This is a genomic window from Streptomyces sp. NPDC053513, from assembly GCF_044544765.1.
In the GTDB taxonomy this organism is placed as follows: domain Bacteria; phylum Actinomycetota; class Actinomycetes; order Streptomycetales; family Streptomycetaceae; genus Streptomyces; species Streptomyces litmocidini.
This window is the reverse complement of sequence record NZ_JBITXP010000035.1, coordinates 1-23,512: the sequence shown is the minus strand read 5'-3', so window position 1 is coordinate 23,512 and position 23,512 is coordinate 1. Positions and strand designations below refer to the sequence as shown.

The window sequence follows — 23,512 nt, the reverse complement described above, 5'->3', positions numbered from 1 at the left end:
GGGGGCGTGGGGGGCGGGGCGGGCCAACGCGGGGGGTTGGGCGGGGGGGGGGCCCCCCACCCGGGTGGGTTTGTGGGGCCGCCGGGCCGGGGGGGGGGGCCCCCCGGGGGGGGGTGGGGCCCCGCGCGCCCCGGGCTCGCGACGCCCGATCGGCAAGACACCCCCTAGCCCGTCGGGAGCTCGGCGCGGCGGAGGGCCGGGACGGCGAGGGTGTAGACGCCGGCGAGGGCGCAGACCGACGCGCTCACGGCGAAGACCGGGCCGGTGCCCCACAGGTCGATCGCCGCGCCGGTGACGGGGAAGGTCAGCGGGGCCATGCCCAGGCTGGCGAGGCCGGAGACGGCGGTCGCCCGGCCGAGGTGGGCGGGGTCGCACTCGGTCTGGACGAGGGCGTTGCACAGTGCCCCGGAGAGCCCGGCGAGCAGGCCGACGGACAGGGCGAGGGCGGCGGCGACCGGCAGGCGGGGGGTGAGGGCGAGGGCGGCGATGGAGACGGCGCCGACCGCCATGGTCCAGCCGCTGACGGCCCCGGCACGCGGGACGCGCCCGCGCACGGCCAGGAGCAGGGAGGCGGCGCCCGCGCCCGTACCGAAGCCGGCGAGGATCCAGCCGATGCCGGAGGCGCCCCAGCCGCGCTGCTCGGACAGGACGGCGAGGCCGACGTTGAGGGGGCCGACGAAGCCGAGGTCGCCGAGGAACACGACGATCATCAGCGGGCCGAGGACGCGGTGTCCGCGCAGGTAGCGCAGTCCGTCGGCGAGGTCGCGCAGGGCGGTGCCGTCGCGGGCCTCGTCGACGGTGGGGAGCGGGCGGAGCCGGAGCGCGCTCAGCAGGGGCAGCGAGAGGGCGAAGAGCACTCCGGCGACGCCGAAGGCGGTGGCGGGGCCGCCGACGGCGACCGCGAGGCCGCCGAGCGGGGCGCCGAGGACGGCGCCGCTGCGGTGCGCGAGGCCGCGCATGCCCTGGACGCGGGCGAGCTGGTCGCGTGCGGCGATGCGGGGCGGCAGGGCGCCGACGGCCGGCAGGAAGAGGGCGTCGACGGCGCCGAAGACGAGGGCGACGGCGGCGAGTGCCCACAGGCCGGGCGAGGCGAGGAACAGGGTCGCGGCGAGGCCGAGGACGACCAGGGCGCGGACGGCGTCGGAGGCGATGACGACCCGTCGCGGGCCGAGGCGGTCCGCGACGACTCCCCCGCCGAGCATGAGCAGGGCGCGGGGCACGGCGGAGACGGCCATGACGAGGCCGGCCTGGGCGGGGGTGCCGCTGCTGACGGCGGACCAGGAGAGGGCCAGGTAGTAGACGCTGTCGCCGATCGTGGAGGCGGTGTAGGCGCCGAGCCAGCGCAGGACCTGGGGGTCGCGGTGGGCGGGGCGCTGCGCGGCGGCGAGGGCGGTGGCGGTCATCCGCGGTAGGGGAAGCCGAAGAGGTGGACGGCGACGTTCTCGCGGCCCTCGGTGTCGCCGGCGGCCTCGGCGGCGCGGGCCCGCTCGTCGTACGTCCGGACGAGCGCGTCGAGCTCCTTCCCGAGCGAGGCGAGTTCGGCGGCGGTGAGCCGGGGCAGCCACTCCGAGCTGATCGAGGCGCTGCGCCAGGCATCGGGCCAGGTGTGGCTCTCGTCGAGGAAACGGCGGTGCATCTCGGTGCGCTGCTGGTTGACCGTACGGCCGAAGGCGGCGCTGGCGGCGGCGAGTTCGGGGGCGTCGCGGAGGTCCTCGTCGTGGATGCTGAAGCCGTACGAGGCGGGCTGCCACCAGCGCTCGCGGCCGTCGGCGGACTGGGTCTCGGCCTCTTCGATGAGGCCGTGCTCGGCGAGCTTGCGCAGGTGGTAGCTGACGAGGGAGACGGCCTCGTCGACCTGGTCGGCGAGCTGGGAGGCGGTGGCGGTGCGGGCCACGAAGAGGGCGCGGTAGAGGCGCATCCGCAGGGGGTGGGAGATGGCTTTGAGGGTGCCGAGATCGGTGATCCGACGATTCTCCGACGAGGTCATGACAGCGACTCTAGATAGGAAAGAAATCTTGCGCAACGAAAATTGCGCAAGTGATCCTGCGTGTCCGAACAAGAAGATCCTGCGTGTCCGGGCAAGAAGGAAGGGCCCCCGAAGGGGCCCCTCTCACAGCGTCGTTCAGCGGACCGGGTGGCCCGCCTCCCGCAGCGTCTCCTTGACCTGCGAGATCCGCAGGTCGCCGAAGTGGAAGACGGAGGCCGCGAGCACCGCGTCCGCGCCCGCCGCCACGGCCGGCGGGAAGTCGGCGAGCTTGCCGGCGCCGCCGGAGGCGATCACCGGCACCGTCACGTGCTTGCGCACGGCCGCGATCATCTCGGTGTCGTAGCCGTCCTTCGTGCCGTCGGCGTCCATCGAGTTGAGCAGGATCTCGCCCGCGCCCAGCTCGGCGGCCCGGTGCGCCCACTCGACGGCGTCGATGCCGGTGCCCTTGCGGCCGCCGTGCGTCGTCACCTCGAAGGAGCCCGAGGCGGTGCGGCGCGCGTCCACGGACAGGACGAGCACCTGCCGGCCGAAGCGCTCCGCGATCTCCTGGATCAGCTCGGGGCGCTCGATGGCGGCGGTGTTGACGCCCACCTTGTCGGCGCCGGCCCGCAGCAGCTTGTCGACGTCCTCGGCCGAGCGGACGCCGCCGCCGACCGTGAGCGGGATGAAGACCTGCTCGGCGGTGCGGCGCACCACGTCGTAGGTGGTCTCCCGGTTGCCGGAGGAGGCGGTGATGTCGAGGAAGGTCAGCTCGTCGGCGCCCTCGGCGTCGTACAGCTTGGCCATCTCGACGGGGTCGCCCGCGTCCCGCAGGTTCTGGAAGTTGACGCCCTTGACGACCCGGCCGTTGTCCACGTCCAGGCAGGGGATCACTCGTACGGCGAGGGTCATGCCGCATCACTCCTGTACGCCTCGACCTCGACCTCGACCACCAGGCGGGGGTCGACGAAGCCCGAGACGATGATCATCGAGGCGGCGGGGCGCACGGTGTCGAACAGCTCCTTGTGGGCGCGGCCGACCTCCTCCACGTCCCGGGCGTGCGTGATGTACATCCGGGTCCGGACGACGTGCTCGGGGCCGAGATCCAGCTGCTTCAGGGCGCCGAAGGCCACGTTGAAGGAGTTGAGGGCCTGCTCGTACGGACCGCCGTCGGCGATCTGGCCGTCGACCACGGAGGTGCAGCCGGAGACCAGGACCGTGCCGTTCGGCAGCTCGACGGCGCGGGAGTAGCCGAACTGCTCCTCCCAGGGGGCGCCGGTCACCACCTTGCGGAGCTCCGAGGTCACGACGCCACCGCCGCGAGCGCCTCTTCGAGGGTGAAGGCCTTGGCGTAGAGCGCCTTGCCGACGATCGCGCCCTCGACGCCCAGCGGGACGAGGCCGGACAGGGCCCGCAGGTCGTCCAGGGAGGACACGCCGCCGGAGGCGACGACGGGCTTGTCGGTGGCCGCGCAGACGTTCTTCAGGAGCTCCAGGTTGGGGCCCTGGAGGGTGCCGTCCTTGGCGATGTCGGTGACGACGTACCGGGAGCAGCCCTCGGAGTCGAGGCGGGCCAGCGTCTCGTACAGGTCGCCGCCGTCGCGGGTCCAGCCGCGGCCGCGCAGGGTCGTGCCGCGCACGTCGAGGCCGACGGCGATCTTGTCGCCGTGCTCGGCGATGACCTTGGCGACCCACTCGGGGGTCTCCAGGGCGGCGGTGCCGAGGTTGACGCGGGTGCAGCCGGTGGCGAGGGCGGCGGCGAGCGTGGCGTCGTCGCGGATGCCGCCGGAGAGCTCGACCTTGATGTCCATGGCCTCGGTGACCTGGCGGACCAGGTCGCGGTTGTCGCCGGTGCCGAAGGCGGCGTCCAGGTCGACCAGGTGGAGCCACTCGGCGCCGGCGCGCTGCCAGGCCAGGGCGGCCTCCAGCGGAGAGCCGTAGGAGGTCTCGCTGCCGGACTCGCCGTGGACGAGCCGGACGGCCTGGCCGTCGCGGACGTCGACGGCGGGGAGGAGTTCGAGAGTGCTCACAGGGTTCCGATCCAGTTGGTGAGGAGCTGGGCTCCGGCGTCGCCGGACTTCTCGGGGTGGAACTGGGTCGCCCACAGGGCGCCGTTCTCCACCGCCGCGACGAAGGGCTCGCCGTGGGTGGCCCAGGTGACCTTGGGCGCGCGGAGGTTGGGGTTGCCGATCTCCAGGGTCCACTCGCGCACCGCGTAGGAGTGCACGAAGTAGTACCGGGCGTCGGCGTCGAGCCCCGCGAACAGCTGCGTGCCGGCGGGCGCGTCGACCGTGTTCCAGCCCATGTGGGGGACGACGGGGGCGTTCAGCGGCCCGACCGTGCCGGGCCACTCGTCGAGGCCCTCGGTCTCCACGCCGTGCTCGATGCCCTGGGCGAAGAGGATCTGCATGCCGACGCAGATGCCCATGACCGGGCGGCCGCCGGCGAGCCGGCGTCCGATGATCCAGTCGCCGCGGGCCTCCTTGAGGCCCTGCATGCAGGCGGAGAAGGCGCCGACGCCGGGGACGAGGAGTCCGTCGGCGTTCATCGCCGTGTCGTAGTCGCGGGTGATCTCGACGTCGGCGCCGACCCGGGCGAGGGCGCGCTCGGCGGAGCGCACGTTGCCGAAGCCGTAGTCGAAGACGACGACCTTCTTCGGGGAGGTCGTGCTCATGCCCACACCTCCAGGCGCAGCACGCCGGCGGAGAGGCACATCGCGGCTCCGATGGAGAGGAGCACGATCAGGCTCTTGGGCATCTTCTGCTTGACGAAGGAGTAGATGCCGCCGAGCAGGAAGAGCCCGACGAGGATGAGGACGCTGGAGAGGCCGTTCACGACTAGAGCGCGCCCTTCGTCGAGGGGAGGATGCCGGCGGCGCGCGGGTCGCGCTCGGAGGCGTAGCGCAGTGCGCGGGCCAGGGCCTTGAACTGGCACTCCACGATGTGGTGGGCGTTGCGGCCGTACGGCACGTGGACGTGCAGCGCGATCTGGGCCTGGGCGACGAAGGACTCCAGGATGTGCCGGGTCATCGTCGTGTCGTACGAGCCGATCATCGGCGCCATGTTCTCGGGCTCGGTGTGCACGAGGTACGGGCGGCCGGAGAGGTCGACGGTGACCTGGGCGAGCGACTCGTCCAGCGGGACGGTGCAGTTGCCGAAGCGGTAGATGCCGACCTTGTCGCCGAGGGCCTGCTTGAAGGCGGCGCCGAGGGCGAGGGCGGTGTCCTCGATGGTGTGGTGCGAGTCGATGTGCAGGTCGCCGTCGGTCTTGACCGTCAGGTCGAAGAGGCCGTGCCGGCCGAGCTGGTCGAGCATGTGGTCGTAGAAGCCGACCCCGGTCGACACGTCGACCTTTCCGGTGCCGTCGAGGTCGATCTCGACGACGACGGAGGTCTCCTTGGTGGTGCGCTCAACGCGGCCTACGCGGCTCATCGTTCCTGCTCCTTCATCAATTCACGGACCGCGTCGAGGAACGCGTCGTTCTCTTCGGGGGTGCCGGCGGTGACCCGCAGCCAGCCCGGTACGCCGTTGTCCCGGACCAGGACGCCCCGGTCGAGGATCTTCCGCCAGGCCTCGTGCGCGTCGGGGAACTTCCCGAACTGCACGAAGTTGGCGTCGGATTCGGTGACCTCGTAGCCGATCGCCCGCAGCTCGGTGACGAGCCGGTCGCGCTCGGCCTTGAGCTGCTCGACGTACCCGAGGAGGGTGTCGGTGTGCTCCAGGGCGGCGAGCGCGGTGGCCTGGGTGACGGCCGAGAGGTGGTACGGCAGGCGGACCAGCTGCACGGCGTCGACCACGGCCGGGTCGGCGGCGAGGTAGCCGAGGCGGAGCCCGGCGGCGCCGAAGGCCTTGGACATGGTCCGGGAGACCACCAGGTGCGGGCGGCCCTCCAGGAGCGGCAGCAGCGAGTCGCGGTGGCTGAACTCCACGTACGCCTCGTCCACGACCACCATCGAGGGCTTGGCCGCCTGGGCCGCCTCGTACAGGGCGAGGACGGTGTCGGCCTCGACCGCGGTGCCGGTGGGGTTGTTGGGCGAGGTGACGAAGACGACGTCCGGCGCGTTCTCGGCGATGGCCTGGACGGCCGCCTCGACGTCGATCGTGAAGTCCTCGTTGCGCGGGCCGGAGATCCAGCCGGTGCCGGTGCCGCGGGCGATCAGGGCGTGCATCGAGTACGAGGGCTCGAAGCCGATCGCGGTGCGGCCGGGGCCGCCGAAGGTCTGCAGCAGCTGCTGGAGGACCTCGTTGGAGCCGTTGGCCGCCCACACGTTCTCGACGCCGACGCGGTGCCCGCCGGTGCGGGTGAGGTAGGCGGCGAGCTCGGTGCGGAGCTCGATCGCGTCCCGGTCGGGGTAGCGGTTGAGGCCGCGGGCGGCCTCGGCGACCCGCTCCGCGATCCGGGCCACCAGGGGCTCCGGCAGCGGGTAGGGGTTCTCGTTGGTGTTCAGCTGGACGGGGACGTCGAGCTGGGGGGCGCCGTAGGGGGACTTGCCGCGCAGCTCGTCCCGGACGGGCAGGTCGTCGATCTTGATGGTGCTCACGTGCTCTACGGCACCTTCCATCCGAAACGGGCCTTGATCGCGGCGCCGTGGGCCGGGAGGTCCTCGGCCTCGGCGAGGGTGACGACGTGGTGGGCGACGTCGGCGAGGGCGTCGCGCGTGTAGTCCACGATGTGCACGCCGCGCAGGAAGGACTGCACGGACAGGCCCGAGGAGTGACAGGCGCAGCCACCGGTGGGCAGGACGTGGTTGGAGCCGGCGCAGTAGTCGCCGAGCGAGACCGGGGCCCAGGGGCCGACGAAGATCGCGCCCGCGTTGCGGACCCGGTCGGCGACGGCGGCGGCGTCGGCGGTCTGGATCTCCAGGTGCTCGGCGCCGTACGCGTCGACGACCTTGAGGCCGTCGGCGAGGTCGCGGACGAGGACGATCGCGGACTGGCGGCCGGCCAGGGCCGGGACGATCCGGTCGTCGACGTGCTTGGAGGCGGCGACCTGGGTCTTCAGCTCGGCCTCGGTGGCGGCGGCCAGCTCGTCCGAGTCGGTGACGAGGACGGAGGCGGCCATCGGGTCGTGCTCGGCCTGGCTGATGAGGTCGGCGGCGACGTGCACCGGGTCGGCGGTGGAGTCCGCGAGGATCGCGATCTCCGTCGGGCCGGCCTCGGCGTCGATGCCGATGCGGCCCTTGAGGAGGCGCTTGGCGGCGGCCACGTAGATGTTGCCGGGGCCGGTGACCAGGTTGACGGGGGCGCAGCCCTCGGGGCCCTCCGTGCCGTACGCGAACATGGCGATGGCCTGGGCGCCGCCGGCGGCGTAGACCTCGTCGACGCCGAGCAGGGCGCAGGCGGCCAGGATCGTCGGGTGCGGCAGGCCGCCGAACTCCTTCTGCGGGGGCGAGGCGATGGCCACGCCCTCGACGCCGGCCTCCTGGGCCGGGACGACGTTCATCACGACGGAGGACGGGTAGACCGAGCGGCCGCCCGGCACGTAGAGGCCGACGCGCTCGACCGGGATCCACTTCTCGGTGACCGTGCCGCCGGGGACGACCTGGGTGGTGTGGGTGGTGCGGCGCTGCTCGCGGTGGACGAGCCGGGCGCGCCGGATGGACTCCTCCAGGGCGGCGCGGACGGCCGGGTCGAGCTCGTCGAGGGCGCCGGCGATCGCCTCGGCGGGGACGCGGAGGCCCGGGACGCGGACGCCGTCGAATTTCTCCCCGTAGTCGATCACCGCGGCCGCGCCATGATGCCGGACGTCCTCGCAGATCGGCCGCACCTTCTCCAGGGCGGCTTCCACGTCGAACTCGGCACGGGGCAGCAGGTCGCGCAGGGCGGAACCCTCGGGGAGGGTCTCACCGCGCAGATCGATTCGCGAGATCACGGGTCAATTCTCGCAGACGGCCTAGAACGCCGGTCGTCCGTATCAACAGCTGATACATGCCAATCAGTGACTGATACGCGTCCCACTGGCGTCTTGTCGCCACAGCTGACCGTTAGCGTTCAGCCCGTCACCCAGCGGGAAGAACGGCTGTACGAATCCACGAATCCCGGTGAGCGGAATCGTGGGAGCGGATCGTGGAAAGCGAGGGGGCGGCAGTGACCGAGCCGCACGAGGACGGAATGCCGGACGGTCTCACGGGCCCGGAGCGGGCCATGTGGCGGGCGTTCCGGATCGGCAGGACCTGTGATCTGACGGAGGGGGTCGCGGAGCGGGACGACCCTTTCGGGGCGTGGCAGTGGGGGGAGGAGCGGAGCGTCCGCGCCGACGTGGTGGCGCTGCTGCTGCTCGACGGGCCGCAGGCCTGGTCCGGGCGGGTGGCCGCGCTGAAGCTGCGCGGGGTCAGGATCACCGGCGTGCTGAACCTGGCGGGCGGGACGATAGGGCCGTACGTGGAGCTGCACGGCTGCCGGTTCGACGACGAGGTGGTGCTGCCCGAGGCCCGGTTCGGCACCCTGCGGATGGTCGAGTGCGCGCTGCCGCGCCTGGAGGCCGCCCGGCTGCACACGGAGGGGGACCTGCACCTGCCGCGCTGCCGGGTGCGGCGCGGCATCCGGCTGACGGACGCGCAGATCGGCACGGACCTGCTGATCAACCAGATCCAGGTGTGGCCGGACCGGCGGGGGCGAGCGATCACGGCGGACGGGATGGTGGTCGCCCAGGACCTCCAGGCCGAGCTGATCGAGACCCACGGGGAACTGAGCCTGCGCGGGGCGAACGTCGGGGTCTCGCTCAGCCTGCGGGGCAGCGTGCTGCGCGGGGCACAGGGCCGCCGCGCGCTGAACGCGCCGCAGCTGACGGTGGAGCGCTCGCTCTATCTGAACGCGGCCTGGGTGTACGAGGAGACGGCGGGTACGGGCCGGACGGGGAACACCACGGCCACCCCGCCGTACGGGGTGACGCCCGCCCAGGGCACCCGGCGCAAGCCGGTGGAGTGCCACGGCGGGGTGCGGCTCGACGACGGCCGGTTCGGTGACGCGGTGGACCTGCACCACGCCCGCTTCCTGCTGGACGGCTCCCGGCGGGACGAGCTGTCGCTGCGCCGGATCGTGACCCCGGAGCTGCGGTTCAACGGCGAGCGCCCGGAGGAGGGGCGCGTGGTGCTCAACGGCGCCAAGGTCGTCACCCTGATCGACCTGTCGACCAGCTGGCCGGGGCCCGGCGGGCTCGCGATGGGCGGCTTCGCCTACGAGAACCTGGTGCCGTACGGCCACTTCCCGCTGGCCCGGCGCCTGGAGTGGGTGGCGGCGGCGACCCCGGAGTACGCCCCCGAGCCGTACGAGCGGCTCGCGACGGTCCTGCGGAACAGCGGCGAGGACGCGGACGCCCGCGAGGTGCTGCTCGCCAAGCAGCGGCGCCGGCGGGAGACCCTGCCGATCGCGGGGAAGCTGTGGGGCCACCTCCAGGACTGGACCGTGGCGTACGGCTACCGGCCGGGCCGGGCCGCGCTGTGGATGGCCGTGCTGTGGGCGGCGGGCACGGTGGCCTTCTCCCACTACCGCCCGATACCGCTGAAGGCGGACGAGGCGCCCGAGTGGAACGCCACGCTGTACGCGCTCGACCTGCTGCTGCCCGTGATCAACCTCGGCCAGGACGGCTACTGGCGGCTGGAGGGCATCTGGCAGTGGGTGGCGACGGCCCTGATCCTCCTCGGCTGGATCCTCGCGACGACGGTGGCGGCGGGCGCGACCCGGCTGCTGCGGAGGGGGTGAGGGGGTGGTGTCGCCACCAGGTGAGGGTGCTGTCGCGACACCGTGACGCGGCTGCCGTGACGGGTGGGGGCGGGGGACAATACACAGCACCATGTCCTTGCTCCGCGCCCTGCTCGGCACCGTCCGCTCGGCCCGGCACGCACCGCGGCTCGCCGCCGCGCTCGTGCCGGACGCCGACGTGCTGCTCGACGCCCCGGACGGGCGGCTCGCCCCCGCCCTGGTCGCCGCCGCCCTCGGCGATCCGGAGCCCGCGGCGAAGCTGCTCGCCACCACCCGGGACGCCGGCGAGTGGGAGGACCGCGACCGGTACGTCACCCGGCTCGCCACCTTCGCGTACAACAGGGGCGACTGGCTCACCGAGTGGCTCGCCGCCGCGCCCGGCGATCCCGACGCCCTCCTCGTCACGGCCCAGCTGGCCGTCCGCAGGGCCTGGGAGTCCCCGGCGCGGGCCGAGCGGCTGCGCGAGCTCGCCCCGCTGGTGCGGGAGATCGCCGGGGAGGCCCCGCACGACCCGGTGCCGTGGCGGCTGGCCCTGGACCACGCGCGCGGCGCGCACGCCGGGCACGCGGTCTTCGAGTCGCTGTGGGAGCAGGCCGTGCGCCGCTCCCCGCACCACTACGGCTGCCATGTCGCCGCGCTGAAGTACCTCTCCGCGCAGTGGTACGGCTCGCACCGCGCCGCCTTCGACTTCGCCGAGCAGGCCGCCGACGACGCCGCCCCGGACTCGCTCGTCGGGGCGCTGCCGGTCCGCGCGGCCTACGACGGGCTCCGGGTGCCGCCGGGTCCCGACGGGTCCGTGCCCGCCGGCCGGGTCGACCGGGCGGTGGTCCGCGCCCTGGTCCTGTCGGCGGCGTTCCCGGCGGGCGACCCGTGGCCGGCCGAGGTCCGCAACCTGCTCGCGTACGTGCTGGTCGAGCGGGCGCGCTGGGCGGAGGCGTGGGAGGAGTTCGGGCGGATCGGCCCGTACGCGACCTCGTTCCCCTGGGGGGCCGCGCGGGATGCCGCGCCGGGGGACCCCCTCTTCCGTTTCCTGGCCGCGCGGGACCGGGTGCGGGGCGAGCTGGCCCGCCGGACGCCGCTGGGGGCCGACCCGAAGGACGGGCCCCGGAGGGGCACCGGTCGTGGACGGGCCGGACGGGGCGGGCCCGGCGGCCATTAGGCTTGGCCGCTGTGACCACCGCCCGTCTGCCTCTCTTCCCGCTCAACACGGTGCTGTTCCCGGGCCTCGTACTGCCCCTGAACGTCTTCGAGGAGCGTTATCGCGCCATGATGCGCGAGCTGCTCGCGATCGACGACGCCCAGCCGCGCCGCTTCGCCGTCGTCGCCATCCGGGACGGCCGCGAGGTCGCGCCGACGGCCCCCGGCATGCCGGACCAGACGGCGCTGCCGGAGAAGGGCCCGGCGGCGGGCTTCGGCTCCGATCCCGTCCAGGCCTTCCACCGGGTCGGCTGCGTCGCCGACGCGGCGTCCATCCGGGAGCGCGCCGACGGCAGTTTCGAGGTGATGGCCACCGGCACGACCCGGGTGAAGCTGCTGTCGGTCGACGCGAGCGGGCCGTTCCTGACCGCCGAGGTCGAGGAGATCCCCGAGGAGCAGGGCGAGGAGGCGGGCACGCTCGCCGAGGGGGTGCTGCGGGCCTTCCGGAACTACCAGAAGCGTCTCGCGGGCGCCCGGGAGCGCTCGCTGACGACCAGTGAGCTGCCGGACGAGCCCTCCGTGGTGTCGTACCTGGTCGCGGCGGCGGCGGTGCTCGACGTCCCGTCGAGGCAGCGGCTGCTCCAGGCGCCGGACACGGCGACCCGGCTGCGCGAGGAGCTGACGCTGCTGCGGGCGGAGACCGCGGTGCTGCGGCACCTGCCGTCGCTGCCGGCGGTGGACCTGACGCAGGCCCCGACGTACCCGAACTGACGCGGCCCCCGTCGGGCCGACCGAGCTGACCGAGCTGACCGAGCCGAGGAAGAACGCGTGGCGAAGAAGCAGAAGAAGAACGGCGGAGGCACTCCGGCGACGGTGGCACTGACGGCGGCCGGCACGCCGTTCACGCTGCACGCCTACGAGCATGATCCGGCCTCCCCCTCGTACGGCGAGGAGGCGGCGGAGGCCCTCGGCGTCTCCCCCGCCCGGGTCTTCAAGACGCTGGTCGCGGACGTCGACGGCGAGCTGACGGTCGCGGTGGTCCCGGTGGCGGGCCAGCTGGACCTGAAGGCGCTGGCCTCGGCGGTCGGCGGAAAGCGGGCCGTGATGGCCGATCCGGCGGCGGCGGAGCGCACCACGGGGTACGTCCGGGGCGGCATCTCCCCGCTGGGCCAGCGCAAGCGGCTCCGCACCGTCCTCGACGCCTCGGCCTCGGAGCACGCGACCGTCTGCGTCTCGGCGGGCCGCCGCGGCCTGGAGGTGGAGCTCTCCCCCGCGGACCTGGCCGCCCTCACCTCGGCGGTGCTGGCCCCGATCGGCCGCGCCTGACGGACGGGCGCGGCCTCCACGGGGGCCGGGCGCCGGTGCGGGCCCGGGGCCCGCACCGGCGGTCCGAGCCGGGCCCGTACCCGGCCCGCACCGTCAGTACGAGCCGGGGCCCCGCGTGTACGCCTTCGGCTGTCCCCAGGGCTCCGGTTCCGGGTCGCGGGGGCCGAAGGCCGCCGTCAGGGCCAGGTGGACGATCATCGCGGCGAGCGGCCAGGCCAGCATCGCGGCGGCCCCCAGGTTCAGTTCGAGCGGCGCCTCGAAGGCGACGTTCGGGCCGACCGCCTTCGCGTGGGCGACCACGTCGTCGGTGGGCCCGAAGTGCGTTCCGATCCCCCACGCGATCAGCGAGCCCAGGCCGCCGCCGAGCGCCAGGCCGAGGACGAGCGGGACCCCGCCCCGGCGGCGCAGCAGGAAGACGGCGAGCGCGGCGGCCGCGCCGAAGGCCAGCGCGAGGAGCACGAACGTGCCGTCGGCGCCGATCGCCTGCTCCCCCTCGGAGTTCCGGAGGTAGACGCCCTTGCCGTCCGAGATGAGCAGGACGCGCGGGGCCAGGTTCAGCCACAGCACCCCGAGCAGCGCCCCCGCGACCGCGGAGAGGAGGGTCACCAGCACGCCCTGCACGACCTCGGCCGCCGTGATCGGGTCCCCGGCCGGGCCGAGCGGCGGCGGGGGCGGCGGGGGCTGGTCGGGGTCGTTCGGCGGCTGGTGAGGCGGAGTCAGAGGTGCGGTCACACCGCCATCGTGCCAGGTGTCCCTGTGGCCCGCCTCAGCGGACGGCGGGCCCGCGAGTACGGCCGTCTCGGCGGAAGGCAGGCCCGTGCGCACGCCCAGTCCCGGCGGACGGCAGGCCCGTGCGCACGCCCGGTCCCGGCGGACGGCGGCTCCACGCGCCCGCCCGCCTCAGCGGACGGCGGCCCGCCGGTAGGCCCAGGTGGCGACGGCGAGCGAGGCGAGGCCGACCGCCCCGCACACGGCAAGGTCGGCGGCGACGGCCGCCCAGTGGGGGTGCGGGTCGAAGGTGCGGGCGAGGGCCTCCACGCCGTACGTCGACGGCAGCAGGTCCCGCGCCCAGCCGATCGGTCCGGGCAACCGCTCGGCCGGGAGGACCCCGAGGAGCAGGGCCGCCGACATGCCGAGCTGGCCGAGGAGCGTGGCCAGCTCCTGCCGGGGGGCGAGGAGCCCGAGCGCCGCGCCGAGCCCGGCGAGCGCCGCGCCGGCGAGCGGGACGACGGCGCCGAGGATCCACAGGTGGCCGAGGGGCAGTCCGAAGAGGACGGAGCCGGCGACGGCGGTGACCACCGTGCCGGGCACGGTGAAGGAGGCGTACGCCCCGGCCGCGCCGAGCACGACGGCGGCGGGCGGCACGGGCAGCGTGGCGTAGTGGTCGAGGCCGCCGCCGGCCCGCAGCTGCCCGAAGTACTGGGCGAGCAGGTTGAGCGCGACGAAGGCGACGACGAGGACGGTGGAACCGGCCACGACGGCGCGCGCCTCGGAGCCGCCGTCGACGACCCCGCGCATCAGGACCATGATCCCGATCGACTGGAAGGTGGCGACGAAGAGCAGCGGGATGCGGGCGACGCGGGCGCGGGAGAGCTGCGCCCGGTAGACGGCGGCCAGGGCCGGGAGGAGCCGGGCGCGCGGGGCGAGGGGCGCGGCGGGGTCCCGCGCGTCCCGGCCCGTGGCGGGGAGCGCGCCGGTCGGCAGGGCCTCGGCGGGCACGGTGCTCACTGCGTACAGCTCCTGACGGTCACGGGCGGTTCGGGAGATGCGTGACGCACGTGAGGGACGCGGGGTGCGGGGCGGGTCACGCCTTCACCAGTCCCTCGGTCGCGCCGCCCAGCGCGAGGTACACGTCCTCCAGGCTGGGCGTGGCCAGGGTGAAGTCGTCGAGCGCGGCGAACGCGGCGCCGCCGGTGACGGTGGCGACGGCCGCGCGGGCCTCGTCGGGGGCGAGCCGGAGGTGCCAGCGGCGTCCGGTCTCCTGGGCGCGCCCGTGCAGGGCGGCGACCTCGGGCAGGTGGAGCGGCGGCGCGTCGCGCCACACCAGTTCCACCCGGACCTCGCCGGCGACGCGTTCCTTGAGGCCGGCGGGGGTGTCGCAGGCGATGACCCGGCCGCGGTCGATGACGGCGACCCGGTCGAGGACGGTCTCGGCCTCGATGACGTTGTGGGTGACGAGCAGCACGGTGGCGCCGTGCTCGGCGCGGCGCCGGTCGACGGCGGCCCAGACGGCGCGCCGGGCGACGGGGTCCATGCCGGTGGTGGGCTCGTCGAGGACGAGCACGGGCCGGTGGCCGACGAGCGCGGCGGCGAAACAGGCGAGTCGCCGCTGTCCGCCGGAGAGCTTCTTGAGGGGGCGGCCGGCGATCTCGCCGAGACCGAGCTCGTCCAGGACGGCGTCGCGCTCGGCGCGGGCGTCGTGGGCGGTGAGGCCGCGCAGGCGGCCGGTGGTCTCGGCGGCGAGGGAGACGGTCAGCTCGTCGAGGGCGGTGGACTCCTGGCCGAGGTAGGCGAGGAGCCGGGCCGCCCGCTCGGGGTGGCGCACGAGGTCGTGGCCGAGGAGTTCGACAGTGCCGGAGTCGGGACGCAGGAGCCCGGTGAGCTGGCGGACGAGGGTGGACTTGCCGGCGCCGTTGGGGCCGAGCAGGCCGAAGATCTCGCCGCCGCGCACGTCGAGGCTGATCCCGTCGGTGGCGCGCACCTCGGGGGTCGCGGGCGCACCGCGCCTGCCGCGCGTGGCGGGGTACGTCTTGACCAGATCCCGCACCACGCACACCGTACTCACGGGGGAAGAGCCTACGGGGTCGCCGGGCCCGCTCCGGGCGCGGGGGCGGGTTCGGCGGCGGCCCGGACGTCGATCTCGCGCCAGAATCCGGCCCGGATGGCGTAGCGGTCGTGCTCGTCGATCTGGTCGTCCTTGTGGGCGAGAAGTCCGAATCGGGCGGCGTAGCGGAGGAGTTCGCCGTCGATGCGGTGCGGGATGCGCGGGTAGAGGGCGGAGAGCTTCTGGACGTGGCTCTGCTCGGGGAGCCGTTCCATCCAGCGGCGGGCGAACACCTGTCCGACCTCGAACGGGTCGCCGCCGACGGTGGTGATGTCCTCCTCGCGGTCGGCCCAGCGCTGCTCCGCGCTGGTGAGCGCGGCGAGGGTGGGCAGGGTGGCGGTCTCGGCCGGCTCACCGAAAGAGGGGGCGGGGCGCTCGACCCAGCCCCGGTCGGAGGACCAGCGGAGCGCGCTCGTGCCCTGCGGGGCCGGGGCGCCGGGACCGCGCAGTCCCGCGAGGTCCTTGGGGGTGGGGACGCCCTTGCCGTTCGCCGGGGAGGGCACGGCCGCGCCGTGGGCGTGCTCGTCGTCGCGGCCGTGGCCGTCGGTGCGGGCGTGCTCGTGGCCGCCATTGCCGTTCGCGTCGGCGGGGGCCGGGGCGCCGTCGCGGGCGCCCACGGCGGCGGCCGGCCCGGCGGCCCGGTCGGCGGAGGCGGCGAGGGCCGCCTCGGGCAGCGGCGCGGAGAGGATGGCGGCGATCTCCGGGCGCGGGGCGGGCGGCGGCGCGCAGAGGCCGGTGAGGTCCTTGGCGCGGACGGCGCGGGTGATCCAGGCGCGGTCGAGGACCCGCCGTTCGTCGGCCTCGGCGACGAGGTCCTCGGACTGGTTGTAGTCGCCGTCGGCGGCCTGGACGGCCCACAGGTGGACGGCGACTCCGTGCTCCTTGGCCGACATGAGACCGGGCAGCAGGTCGCCGTCGCCGGTGACGAGCACGATGTCCGAGCAGGCCCTGTTCCTGGCGAGCTCGGTCAGCTCGGTGTGCATGGCCGCGTCGACGCCCTTCTGCGCCCAGCGTCCCTCGCTCCTGGTCAGAGCACCGAGCCGGACGGTGACGCGGGGCATCACGCGCAGTCTGCGGTGCTCGGGCTGGGGCACCCGGTCGGGCGCGCCGTCGAACCAGTAGATCCGCAGGAGGGGCAGCGCGGTCTCGGCCTCGGCGCGCTGCCGCAGCTGCTGGATCAGGCCGGCGTGGTCGACGGTGATCCGGGAGCGGGCCGGTTCCCCGGCGAGGAGACTGGCGGCGGCGCCCAGTAGATAGCCGGCGTCCACCAGGACGACGCAGCGGTCCACGTGTTCCACCCTCTTTCGTGAGCCTCGGGGTCGGCTCGGGCTCGGAATCGGGATCGGAAGGTGCTTCGGGTTTCCTTCGAGTCTGCCCGACCGCCGGGGGCTTGACCGTCGGAACTGGATCATCGGCGTGGCGGATGTCACGCACCGGCGGACCCCTACGGTCCGTAATGATCCAACATGCGGCGGTTCGTGGCGTATGTGAGTCTGACAGCGGCCCTGACCCCTAGGAGCCTTTGAGGAGGCATCCCCATGGCCAAGAACCGCAACCAGAGCCGCGGTCAGAAGCAGCAGTCGTCCGCCGAGCGCGGCGCCCAGCAGGCGCAGGCGTCCGCGATCGAGTCGCAGTCGGAGTCGCGCGCGAGCCAGGTCACACCCGGTGACATGGCCCGCAAGGGTCGCCAGAAGCGCTTCGGCCACAACTGACGCGGTCCGAACGGCAAAGGGGCGCGCCCGTGACGACGGGCGCGCCCCTTGCGCGTGTGCGAAGGCCCCGGTGGGGGTCCGAGTCGGGTCAGCCGGCCAGGCAGGACGGGCCGAGCAGCACCTTCAGGTCTCCGAAGAGCGCCGGGTCGGGCTGCACCCGGTGCCGGTCGAGCCGGAGGACGGTCGTCTTCCGGGGACCCTGGAGCTTGATCCGCACCTCGGTGTTGCCCTTGTGGTGCTTGAGGATCTCGCCGAGCCTGCTGACCATCGGGGGGGTCACCTTGACCGTCGGGATGGTGAGGACCACCGGCGCGTTGGTCCCGGCGTTCGACAGGTCGGGCACCTGGAGTTCCATGGCGACGAGCCGGGGCACGTCCTCGCGCTTGTCGAGCCGTCCCTTCACGAAGACGACCGTGTCCTCGACCAGCTGGGTGGAGACCAGCTGGTACGTGGCCGGGAAGAACATGCACTCGATGGAGCCGGCCAGGTCCTCGACGGTGGCGATCGCCCAGGCGTTGCCCTGCTTGGTCATCTTGCGCTGGAGGCCGGAGATGATGCCGCCGATGGTGACGACCGCGCCGTCGCCGTGCTCGCCGCCGGTCAGCTGGGAGATCGCCGCGTCCGTCTTGTCGGACAGGACGTGCTCGATGCCGAAGAGCGGGTGGTCGGAGACGTAGAGGCCGAGCATCTCGCGCTCCTGGGCGAGCAGGTAGGACTTCTCCCACTCGACGTCGGAGAACTCGACGTCCAGGCCGAAGCCCGGCTCGTCGCTCGCCTCGTCGCCCATCCCGCCGAAGAGGTCGAACTGCCCCTCGGCCTCCTTGCGCTTGACCGCCACCACGTTGTCGATCATGGGTTCGTGGTGGGCGACCAGGCCCTTGCGGGTGTGGCCCATCTCGTCGAAGGCGCCGGCCTTGATCAGCGACTCGACCGTCCGCTTGTTGCAGACGACGGCCTCGACCTTGTCGAGGAAGTCGGGGAAGGAGGAGTACTTCCCCTTGGCCTTGCGCGTCTTGATGATCGACTCGACGACGTTGGTGCCGACGTTCCGGATGGCGGAGAGGCCGAAGAGGATCACGTCGTCGCCCTGGGCGGCGAAGTTCGACTCGGACTCGTTCACGTTGGGCGGCAGGACCTTGATGCCCATGCGGCGGCACTCGTTGAGGTAGACCGCGGACTTGTCCTTGTCGTCCTTGACCGAGGTGAGCAGTCCGGCCATGTACTCGGCGGGGTGGTTCGCCTTGAGGTAGGCGGTCCAGTAGGAGACCAGGCCGTACGCGGCGGAGTGCGCCTTGTTGAAGGCGTAGCCGGCGAAGGGGACCAGGACGTCCCAGAGGGCCTGGATGGCCTCGTCGCTGTAGCCGTTCTTCTTGGCGCCGGCCTGGAAGATGGTGAAGTTCTTCGCCAGCTCGTCGGGCTTCTTCTTGCCCATGACGCGACGGAGGATGTCGGCCTCGCCGAGCGAGTAGCCGGCGATGATCTGGGCGGCCTTCTGCACCTGCTCCTGGTACACGATGAGGCCGTAGGTGACGTCCAGGACCTCCTTGAGCGGCTCCTCCAGCTCGGGGTGGATCGGGGTGATCTCCTGCTGGCCGTTCTTGCGCAGGGCGTAGTTCGTGTGCGAGTTCATGCCCATCGGGCCCGGCCGGTACAGGGCGGACACGGCGGAGATGTCTTCGAAGTTGTCGGGCTTCATCAGCCGCAGCAGGGACCGCATGGGTCCGCCGTCGAACTGGAAGACGCCGAGGGTGTCGCCGCGCTGGAGCAGTTCGAAGGTCTTCGGGTCGTCCAGCGGCAGGGCCAGGAGGTCGAGGTCGATCCCCTTGTTGGCCTTCACCATCTTGACGGCGTCGTCCATGATCGTGAGGTTGCGCAGGCCGAGGAAGTCCATCTTCAGCAGGCCGAGCGACTCGCACTGCGGGTAGTCCCACTGCGTGATGGTGACGCCGTCGGTGTGCCGCACCCAGATCGGGGCGTGGTCGACGATCGGCTCGCTGGACATGATCACGCCGGCGGCGTGCACGCCCATCTGGCGGACCAGGCCCTCGACGCCCTTGGCGGTGTCGATGACCTTCTTCACGTCCGGCTCGTTCTCGTACATCGCCCGGATCTCGCCCGCCTCGCTGTAGCGCGGGTGGGAGGGGTTGGTGATGCCGTCGAGGTCGATGCCCTTGCCGAGGACGTCTGCGGGCATGGCCTTGGTGAGCCGGTCGCCCATGGCGTACGGGTAGCCGAGGACGCGCGCGGAGTCCTTGATGGCGTTCTTCGCCTTGATCTTTCCGTAGGTGCCGATCATGGCGACCTTGTCGGAGCCGTACTTCTCCGTCACGTACCGGATCACCTCGACGCGCCGGCGCTCGTCGAAGTCGATGTCGACATCGGGCATCGAGATGCGCTCGGGGTTGAGGAAGCGCTCGAAGATCAGGCCGTGCGGGATCGGGTCGAGGTCGGTGATGCCCATGGCGTACGCGACGATCGAACCGGCCGCGGAGCCTCGGCCGGGGCCGACGGCGATGCCCTGCTTCTTCGCCCACATGATGAAGTCGGCGACGACGAGGAAGTAGCCGGGGAAGCCCATCGAGATGATGGTGTCCATCTCGTACTCGACCTGCTTCATGCGGTCCTCCGGGATCCCGTTCGGGAAGCGGCGGTGCATGCCCCGCATGGTCTCCTCGCGGAACCAGGTGACCTCGGTGTAGCCCTCGGGGATGTCGAACTTCGGCATGAGGTTCTTGGCCTCGAACATGCCGGTGGTGTCGACCTGCTCCGCGACGAGCAGGGTGTTCGCGCAGCCCTCCTGCCAGGCGTCCGAGGAGTCGATGGCGTACATCTCGTCCGTGGACTTCAGGTAGTAGCCGGTGCCGTCGAACTTGAAGCGGTCCGGGTCCGAGAGGTTCTTGCCGGTCTGGATGCAGAGCAGGGCGTCGTGCGCGGAGGCCTCGTGCGCGTACGTGTAGTGCGAGTCGTTCGTGACCAGCGGCGGGATGCCGAGCTTCTTGCCGATCCGCAGGAGGTCCTCGCGGACCCGGTGCTCGATCTCGATGCCGTGGTCCATCAGCTCCAGGAAGTAGCGGTCCTTGCCGAAGATGTCCTGGTACTCGGAGGCGGCCTTCAGGGCCTCGTCGAACTGGCCGAGGCGCAGTCGGGTCTGGAGCTCGCCGGAGGGGCAGCCGGTGGAGGCGATCAGGCCCTCGGACCACTGGGAGATGGTCTCCTTGTCCATCCGGGGCCACTTCTGCAGCCAGCCCTCGGCGTAGGCGTCGGAGGAGAGCTTGAAGAGGTTGTGCAGGCCGGTGGCGTTCGCCGCCCAGATGGTCTTGTGGGTGTAACCGCCGGAACCGGAGACGTCGTCCTTCTTCTGGTGCGGCTGGCCCCACTGGATCTTCCGCTTGTTGCGCCGGGACTCCGGGGCGACGTACGCCTCGATGCCGATGATCGGGGTGACCCCGGCCTTCTTCGCGCTGTGGAAGAAGTCGTACGCCCCGTGCAGGTTGCCGTGGTCGGACATGGCGATGTGGGTCATGCCCATCTCGTTGCACGCGTTGAACATGTCCTTCAGCCGCGCGGCACCGTCCAGCAGCGAGTACTGGGTGTGGACGTGGAGGTGCGTGAAGGGCGGCTTGGTCACGGTGGGAGGCCTCCGGTGAATTCCTGGGGGGACAGCTTGGAAGTCTACGTCGGCCGACTGACAGGACACGGGCACTCGGGGGTACGGTCACGCGTTGGGAGACAGGGAACACCTGTCCCAATTGTCGTGAACATTCTTCCGCCCCGCCCTGTACCAGGAGGCACCCTCGATGTCGGTCCCGCAGCCCACCGCAGCCGAGCGCGGTGAGCACATCCTCGCCGTCTTCGACACCGCCTTCGGCGAGCTCCTCGCCGCCGACCCCGCGGCCTTCCGCGTCAAGTTCCGGAAGATGGCCGGCTCCGCCTTCGCCTTCTACCGGGGCACCGCGTGCCTGTTCTACGCGGACCTGGAGCGGGAGGCCCAGGGCGGCCCGTACCTGGACGAGCGGACCGGCCGGGTCTGGATCCACGGCGATCTCCACGCCGAGAACTTCGGCACCTACATGGACGCCAACGGCCGCCTCGTCTTCAACGTCAACGACTTCGACGAGGCGTACGTCGGCCCCTTCACCTGGGACCTGAAGCGGCTCTCGGCCTCGCTCGCCCTGATCGGCTACGCCAAGGCGCTCAGCGACGAGCAGATCACCCACCTGGTCCGGATCTACGCCGCGGCCTACCGCGAGCGGATCCACGCCCTCGCGACCGGTGCCAAGGGTGAGGAGGTCCCCGCCTTCACCCTGGAGACCGCCGACGGGGCACTGCTCGGCGCCCTGCGCGAGGCCCGGGCGCTGACCCGCTTCGGGCTGCTCGACTCGATGACCGAGATCCGCGAGTTCGAGCGGCGCTTCGCGGCGGGCGGCGGCGCGATCGAGCTGGACGCGGCCACCCGGTACAAGGTCCTCGCCGCCTTCGACGGCTACCTGGAGACCCTGCCGGAGTCCTCCCTCGCCCGCCCCGACTCGTACCGGGTGAAGGACGTCGTCGGGCGGCGCGGGATCGGCATCGGCTCGGCCGGGCTCCCCTCGTACAACATCCTCCTGGAGGGCAACAGCGACGCCCTGGAGAACGACGTCGTGATCTACCTGAAGCAGGCGCAGACCCCCGCGGTCTCGCGGCACGTCACGGACGCGGCCGTGCGCGGGTACTTCCACCACGAGGGCCACCGCACGGTGATCTCGCAGCGGGCGCTCCAGGCGCACGCCGACCCGTGGCTGGGCTGGACGGAGCTGGACGGCGCGGGTCAGCTGGTCGCCGAGGTGTCGCCGTACGCGGTGGACCTGGACTGGTCGGACATCGACGACCCGCAGGACATCGCGGCCACCGTCGCCGACCTGGGCCGGGCGACGGCCACGATGCACGCGGCGGCGGACGACTCCAGCGGCCACTCCCTGGTCCCGTTCTCGACGGAGCGGGCCATCGACGCGGCGATCGCCGCCGACGAGGAGGGCTTCGCCGAGCTGCTGGTCGACTTCGCGCACTCCTACGGCGCGCGGGCGCGGGCGGACCACCAGATCTTCGTGGACCTCTTCCGCAACGGCCGGATCCCGGGGCTGTAGGGACCGGTGGGGCCGTCCACAGGTTCTGCTTAAGGAGCCCTTACCGGCCCCCGTGGGACACTCCACGGCGATGGACATGGCAGGGACGCAGCTGAGGGCGCTGCGGGCGGCGTTCTTCACGGCACTGGTCGTGACGCTGTCCGTGGCGTCCCACGTGCTGCTCTCCCGCGTGCCGCTGCCGCTCGGGACGGTCGTCCCGGTCGCGGCCGGCGTCTTCGCCGTGGCGTACGCGCTGGCCGGCCGCGAGCGCGGGCTCGGCCCGATCGCCGGGCTCCTCGTCCCGCTGGAGCTGGCCGCCGACACCCTCTTCACCAGCGGTCAGTCGGTCTGTTACGGACCCGCCGGGGGTCCGGTCGCCGGTTCGCTGCGCTCGGTGGGCGTGGAGGTGTTCTGCGGCGGCGCCGTCGGGGCGCCGCTGCCCGGCGTGGTGACCCCGGAGGGCGGGAGCGCGGCCGGCCTGCTCGACTCCCCCGACCCGGTACTGCCCTGGCTGCTGCTCCTGGCCCATGTGGGCGTGGGGCTCTCGGCGGCCTGCTGGCTGCGCGGCGGGGAGCGGGCGCTGGCCCGGCTGCTCCGCGCGGTGGAGTCCTTCGCGTTCCGGCCGCTGCTGCTCGTGGCGGCCTTCTTCCGGGCCGCCGGTCCGGCGCCGCGGCGGGCCGGGCGGCCCGCCGGCCGGCCCCGGTCCTCCCGTGCCCGGCTCCTCGTGCACTCCGTCGGGCGGCGGGGGCCGCCGCGTCCGGTGCTCGCTCTCGTCTGAGCGGGCCCGACGCGTCCCCCTGCCCTTCCCCACCCTTCACGGAGATCACGATCATGAGTGCACGCAACAGCCACGCCAACAAGGCCGCCGCCCGCGAGCGACTGCGCGCGGAGCGCGAGCGCCAGGCGAAGAAGGACCGGGCCCGCCGGCAGCTGATCGTCGGCGTCTCGGCCGTGGCCGTCCTGGCCGCCGCCGGCGGCATCGGCTTCGCGGTGGTCCAGTCGAACAAGCCCTCCCACTGGGAGGCGGCGGCCGATGCGAAGACCGTGACGGCCCCGAAGAACACCACGGGCACGAACGGCACGACCGTCGTCATCGGCAAGGACTCGGCGAAGAAGACCCTGGAGCTGTACGAGGACTCGCGCTGCCCGGTCTGCGCGACCTTCGAGCAGACCGTGGGCTCCACCGTCGAGAAGGACGTGGCGGCCGGCAAGTACAAGATCCGGTACGTCGGCGCCACCTTCATCGACAACGGCATCCCGGGCGAGGGCTCGAAGAACGCCCTGTCGGCGCTCGGCGCCGCGCTGAACGTGAGCCCGGAGGCCTTCCTGAAGTACAAGGCGGCGCTCTACTCCACGAAGTTCCACCCGGAGGAGAAGGACGACAAGTTCGCCAAGGACTCCTACCTCCTGGAGGTGGCGGACTCGGTCCCGGCCCTCAAGGGCAACGCCGAGTTCAGGAAGAACGTCGAGGACGGCACCTTCGACGCGTGGGCGATGAAGATGTCGAAGGCCTTCGACGCCAGCGGGGTGCAGGGCACCCCGACGCTGAAGATGGACGGCAAGCCGGTCACGGTCGCGGGCACGGACGACCCGCCGATGACGGTGGCCCAGTTCGACACGGCGATCGACGCGGCCCTCAAGTCCTGACGCCGCGTCCCCCGGACGTGGGGGGGGGGGGGGGGGGGGGGGGGGGGGGGGGGGGGGGGGCGGGGCGCGGGGGGGCGGGGGGGGGGGGGGGCGCGGCGC

Annotated in this window: 23 protein-coding genes; 8 read left to right on the top strand and 15 right to left on the bottom strand. The window is 72.9% G+C overall.

The genetic code is table 11. The features are described 5' to 3' along the window. Window positions 1-164: 164 nt before the first annotated feature. The 10 genes from ACIGW4_RS34895 to hisD form a co-directional block, all read right to left on the bottom strand. Entirely contained in the window at window positions 165-1,403 is a 1,239-nt protein-coding gene (locus ACIGW4_RS34895; protein ID WP_399585497.1) for an MFS transporter, read from the bottom strand. Further along, a complete protein-coding gene (locus ACIGW4_RS34890; RefSeq protein ID WP_123451347.1) occupies window positions 1,400-1,987 on the bottom strand; it encodes a transcriptional regulator in 588 nt (195 codons plus the stop codon). Before ACIGW4_RS34890 ends, ACIGW4_RS34895 begins: the two co-directional genes overlap by 4 nt. A 135-nt stretch (window positions 1,988-2,122) precedes the next feature. After that, window positions 2,123-2,878 carry an imidazole glycerol phosphate synthase subunit HisF gene (hisF, locus tag ACIGW4_RS34885; protein WP_123451349.1) on the bottom strand — a complete coding sequence of 252 codons (756 nt, stop codon included), beginning with the start codon at window positions 2,876-2,878 and terminating at the stop codon, window positions 2,123-2,125. Further along, a complete protein-coding gene (locus ACIGW4_RS34880) occupies window positions 2,875-3,273 on the bottom strand; it encodes a RidA family protein (RefSeq protein WP_123451351.1) in 399 nt (132 codons plus the stop codon). Before ACIGW4_RS34880 ends, hisF begins: the two co-directional genes overlap by 4 nt. After that, complete coding sequence (priA, locus tag ACIGW4_RS34875; protein ID WP_123451353.1) at window positions 3,270-3,995, bottom strand: bifunctional 1-(5-phosphoribosyl)-5-((5-phosphoribosylamino)methylideneamino)imidazole-4-carboxamide isomerase/phosphoribosylanthranilate isomerase PriA; 726 nt, start codon at window positions 3,993-3,995, stop codon at window positions 3,270-3,272. Before priA ends, ACIGW4_RS34880 begins: the two co-directional genes overlap by 4 nt. Next, entirely contained in the window at window positions 3,992-4,639 is a 648-nt protein-coding gene (gene hisH / locus ACIGW4_RS34870; protein ID WP_123451355.1) for an imidazole glycerol phosphate synthase subunit HisH, read from the bottom strand. The genes priA and hisH overlap by 4 nt, the downstream gene beginning before the upstream one ends. Beyond that, window positions 4,636-4,800, bottom strand: coding sequence for a hypothetical protein (locus tag ACIGW4_RS34865; RefSeq protein ID WP_185094502.1), 165 nt, complete (start codon window positions 4,798-4,800; stop codon window positions 4,636-4,638). The genes hisH and ACIGW4_RS34865 overlap by 4 nt, the downstream gene beginning before the upstream one ends. A 2-nt stretch (window positions 4,801-4,802) precedes the next feature. Then, complete coding sequence (gene hisB, locus ACIGW4_RS34860) at window positions 4,803-5,396, bottom strand: imidazoleglycerol-phosphate dehydratase HisB (protein WP_030492957.1); 594 nt, start codon at window positions 5,394-5,396, stop codon at window positions 4,803-4,805. After that, entirely contained in the window at window positions 5,393-6,526 is a 1,134-nt protein-coding gene (locus ACIGW4_RS34855) for a histidinol-phosphate transaminase (protein ID WP_185094503.1), read from the bottom strand. The genes hisB and ACIGW4_RS34855 overlap by 4 nt, the downstream gene beginning before the upstream one ends. After that, complete coding sequence (gene hisD / locus ACIGW4_RS34850; RefSeq protein WP_399585491.1) at window positions 6,511-7,836, bottom strand: histidinol dehydrogenase; 1,326 nt, start codon at window positions 7,834-7,836, stop codon at window positions 6,511-6,513. The genes ACIGW4_RS34855 and hisD overlap by 16 nt, the downstream gene beginning before the upstream one ends. 215 nt (window positions 7,837-8,051) lie before the next feature. On the opposite strand from hisD, the gene ACIGW4_RS34845 reads away from it, so the two are divergent. From ACIGW4_RS34845 to ybaK, 4 genes are all read left to right on the top strand, one after another. Beyond that, window positions 8,052-9,665, top strand: a complete 1,614-nt coding sequence (locus ACIGW4_RS34845) for an oxidoreductase (RefSeq protein ID WP_123451360.1) — start codon at window positions 8,052-8,054, stop codon at window positions 9,663-9,665. 91 nt (window positions 9,666-9,756) lie between these two features. Then, entirely contained in the window at window positions 9,757-10,824 is a 1,068-nt protein-coding gene (locus tag ACIGW4_RS34840; protein WP_398712661.1) for a hypothetical protein, read from the top strand. A gap of 11 nt (window positions 10,825-10,835) precedes the next feature. After that, window positions 10,836-11,573, top strand: a complete 738-nt coding sequence (locus tag ACIGW4_RS34835; protein ID WP_123451364.1) for an LON peptidase substrate-binding domain-containing protein — start codon at window positions 10,836-10,838, stop codon at window positions 11,571-11,573. Between the two features lie 57 nt (window positions 11,574-11,630). Beyond that, entirely contained in the window at window positions 11,631-12,128 is a 498-nt protein-coding gene (gene ybaK / locus ACIGW4_RS34830; protein ID WP_123451366.1) for a Cys-tRNA(Pro) deacylase, read from the top strand. 93 nt (window positions 12,129-12,221) lie between these two features. Here the strand turns inward: ybaK and ACIGW4_RS34825 are convergent, their stop codons facing one another. The 4 genes from ACIGW4_RS34825 to ACIGW4_RS34810 form a co-directional block, all read right to left on the bottom strand. Then, window positions 12,222-12,860, bottom strand: coding sequence for a DUF2567 domain-containing protein (locus tag ACIGW4_RS34825; RefSeq protein WP_123451368.1), 639 nt, complete (start codon window positions 12,858-12,860; stop codon window positions 12,222-12,224). Between the two features lie 168 nt (window positions 12,861-13,028). After that, the gene (locus tag ACIGW4_RS34820; protein ID WP_398712664.1) at window positions 13,029-13,856 is read right to left on the bottom strand and encodes an ABC transporter permease; all 828 of its coding nucleotides are present in this window, start codon (window positions 13,854-13,856) and stop codon (window positions 13,029-13,031) included. 76 nt (window positions 13,857-13,932) lie between these two features. Continuing rightward, complete coding sequence (locus tag ACIGW4_RS34815; RefSeq protein WP_399585544.1) at window positions 13,933-14,904, bottom strand: ABC transporter ATP-binding protein; 972 nt, start codon at window positions 14,902-14,904, stop codon at window positions 13,933-13,935. Between the two features lie 20 nt (window positions 14,905-14,924). Then, on the bottom strand, window positions 14,925-16,250 hold the full coding sequence (locus ACIGW4_RS34810; protein ID WP_359591830.1) for an NYN domain-containing protein: 1,326 nt from the start codon (window positions 16,248-16,250) through the stop codon (window positions 14,925-14,927). A gap of 240 nt (window positions 16,251-16,490) precedes the next feature. On the opposite strand from ACIGW4_RS34810, the gene ACIGW4_RS34805 reads away from it, so the two are divergent. Beyond that, window positions 16,491-16,664: a hypothetical protein gene (locus ACIGW4_RS34805; RefSeq protein WP_185094505.1), complete on the top strand. Its 174-nt coding sequence runs from the start codon at window positions 16,491-16,493 to the stop codon at window positions 16,662-16,664. Window positions 16,665-16,752: 88 nt separating this feature from the next. On the opposite strand, the gene dnaE is transcribed toward ACIGW4_RS34805, so the two are convergent. Beyond that, window positions 16,753-20,292: a DNA polymerase III subunit alpha gene (gene dnaE / locus ACIGW4_RS34800; protein WP_123451374.1), complete on the bottom strand. Its 3,540-nt coding sequence runs from the start codon at window positions 20,290-20,292 to the stop codon at window positions 16,753-16,755. 169 nt (window positions 20,293-20,461) lie between these two features. On the opposite strand from dnaE, the gene ACIGW4_RS34795 reads away from it, so the two are divergent. From ACIGW4_RS34795 to ACIGW4_RS34785, 3 genes are all read left to right on the top strand, one after another. Then, entirely contained in the window at window positions 20,462-21,787 is a 1,326-nt protein-coding gene (locus tag ACIGW4_RS34795) for a DUF2252 domain-containing protein (RefSeq protein WP_123451376.1), read from the top strand. A gap of 70 nt (window positions 21,788-21,857) precedes the next feature. After that, window positions 21,858-22,544, top strand: coding sequence for a hypothetical protein (locus ACIGW4_RS34790; protein ID WP_123451379.1), 687 nt, complete (start codon window positions 21,858-21,860; stop codon window positions 22,542-22,544). Between the two features lie 53 nt (window positions 22,545-22,597). Continuing rightward, complete coding sequence (locus tag ACIGW4_RS34785) at window positions 22,598-23,413, top strand: thioredoxin domain-containing protein (RefSeq protein ID WP_123451380.1); 816 nt, start codon at window positions 22,598-22,600, stop codon at window positions 23,411-23,413. Window positions 23,414-23,512: the final 99 nt, after the last annotated feature.

Coding starts and splice junctions, on each gene's coding strand:
- ACIGW4_RS34895 (WP_399585497.1), bottom strand. CDS start 1,403: ATGACCGCCACCGCCCTCGCCGCCGCGCAGCGCCCCGCCCACCGCGAC.
- ACIGW4_RS34890 (WP_123451347.1), bottom strand. CDS start 1,987: ATGACCTCGTCGGAGAATCGTCGGATCACCGATCTCGGCACCCTCAAA.
- hisF (WP_123451349.1), bottom strand. CDS start 2,878: ATGACCCTCGCCGTACGAGTGATCCCCTGCCTGGACGTGGACAACGGC.
- hisH (WP_123451355.1), bottom strand. CDS start 4,639: ATGAGCACGACCTCCCCGAAGAAGGTCGTCGTCTTCGACTACGGCTTC.
- hisB (WP_030492957.1), bottom strand. CDS start 5,396: ATGAGCCGCGTAGGCCGCGTTGAGCGCACCACCAAGGAGACCTCCGTC.
- ACIGW4_RS34855 (WP_185094503.1), bottom strand. CDS start 6,526: ATGGAAGGTGCCGTAGAGCACGTGAGCACCATCAAGATCGACGACCTG.
- ACIGW4_RS34840 (WP_398712661.1), top strand. CDS start 9,757: ATGTCCTTGCTCCGCGCCCTGCTCGGCACCGTCCGCTCGGCCCGGCAC.
- ACIGW4_RS34805 (WP_185094505.1), top strand. CDS start 16,491: ATGGCCAAGAACCGCAACCAGAGCCGCGGTCAGAAGCAGCAGTCGTCC.
- ACIGW4_RS34795 (WP_123451376.1), top strand. CDS start 20,462: ATGTCGGTCCCGCAGCCCACCGCAGCCGAGCGCGGTGAGCACATCCTC.
- ACIGW4_RS34790 (WP_123451379.1), top strand. CDS start 21,858: ATGGACATGGCAGGGACGCAGCTGAGGGCGCTGCGGGCGGCGTTCTTC.
- ACIGW4_RS34785 (WP_123451380.1), top strand. CDS start 22,598: ATGAGTGCACGCAACAGCCACGCCAACAAGGCCGCCGCCCGCGAGCGA.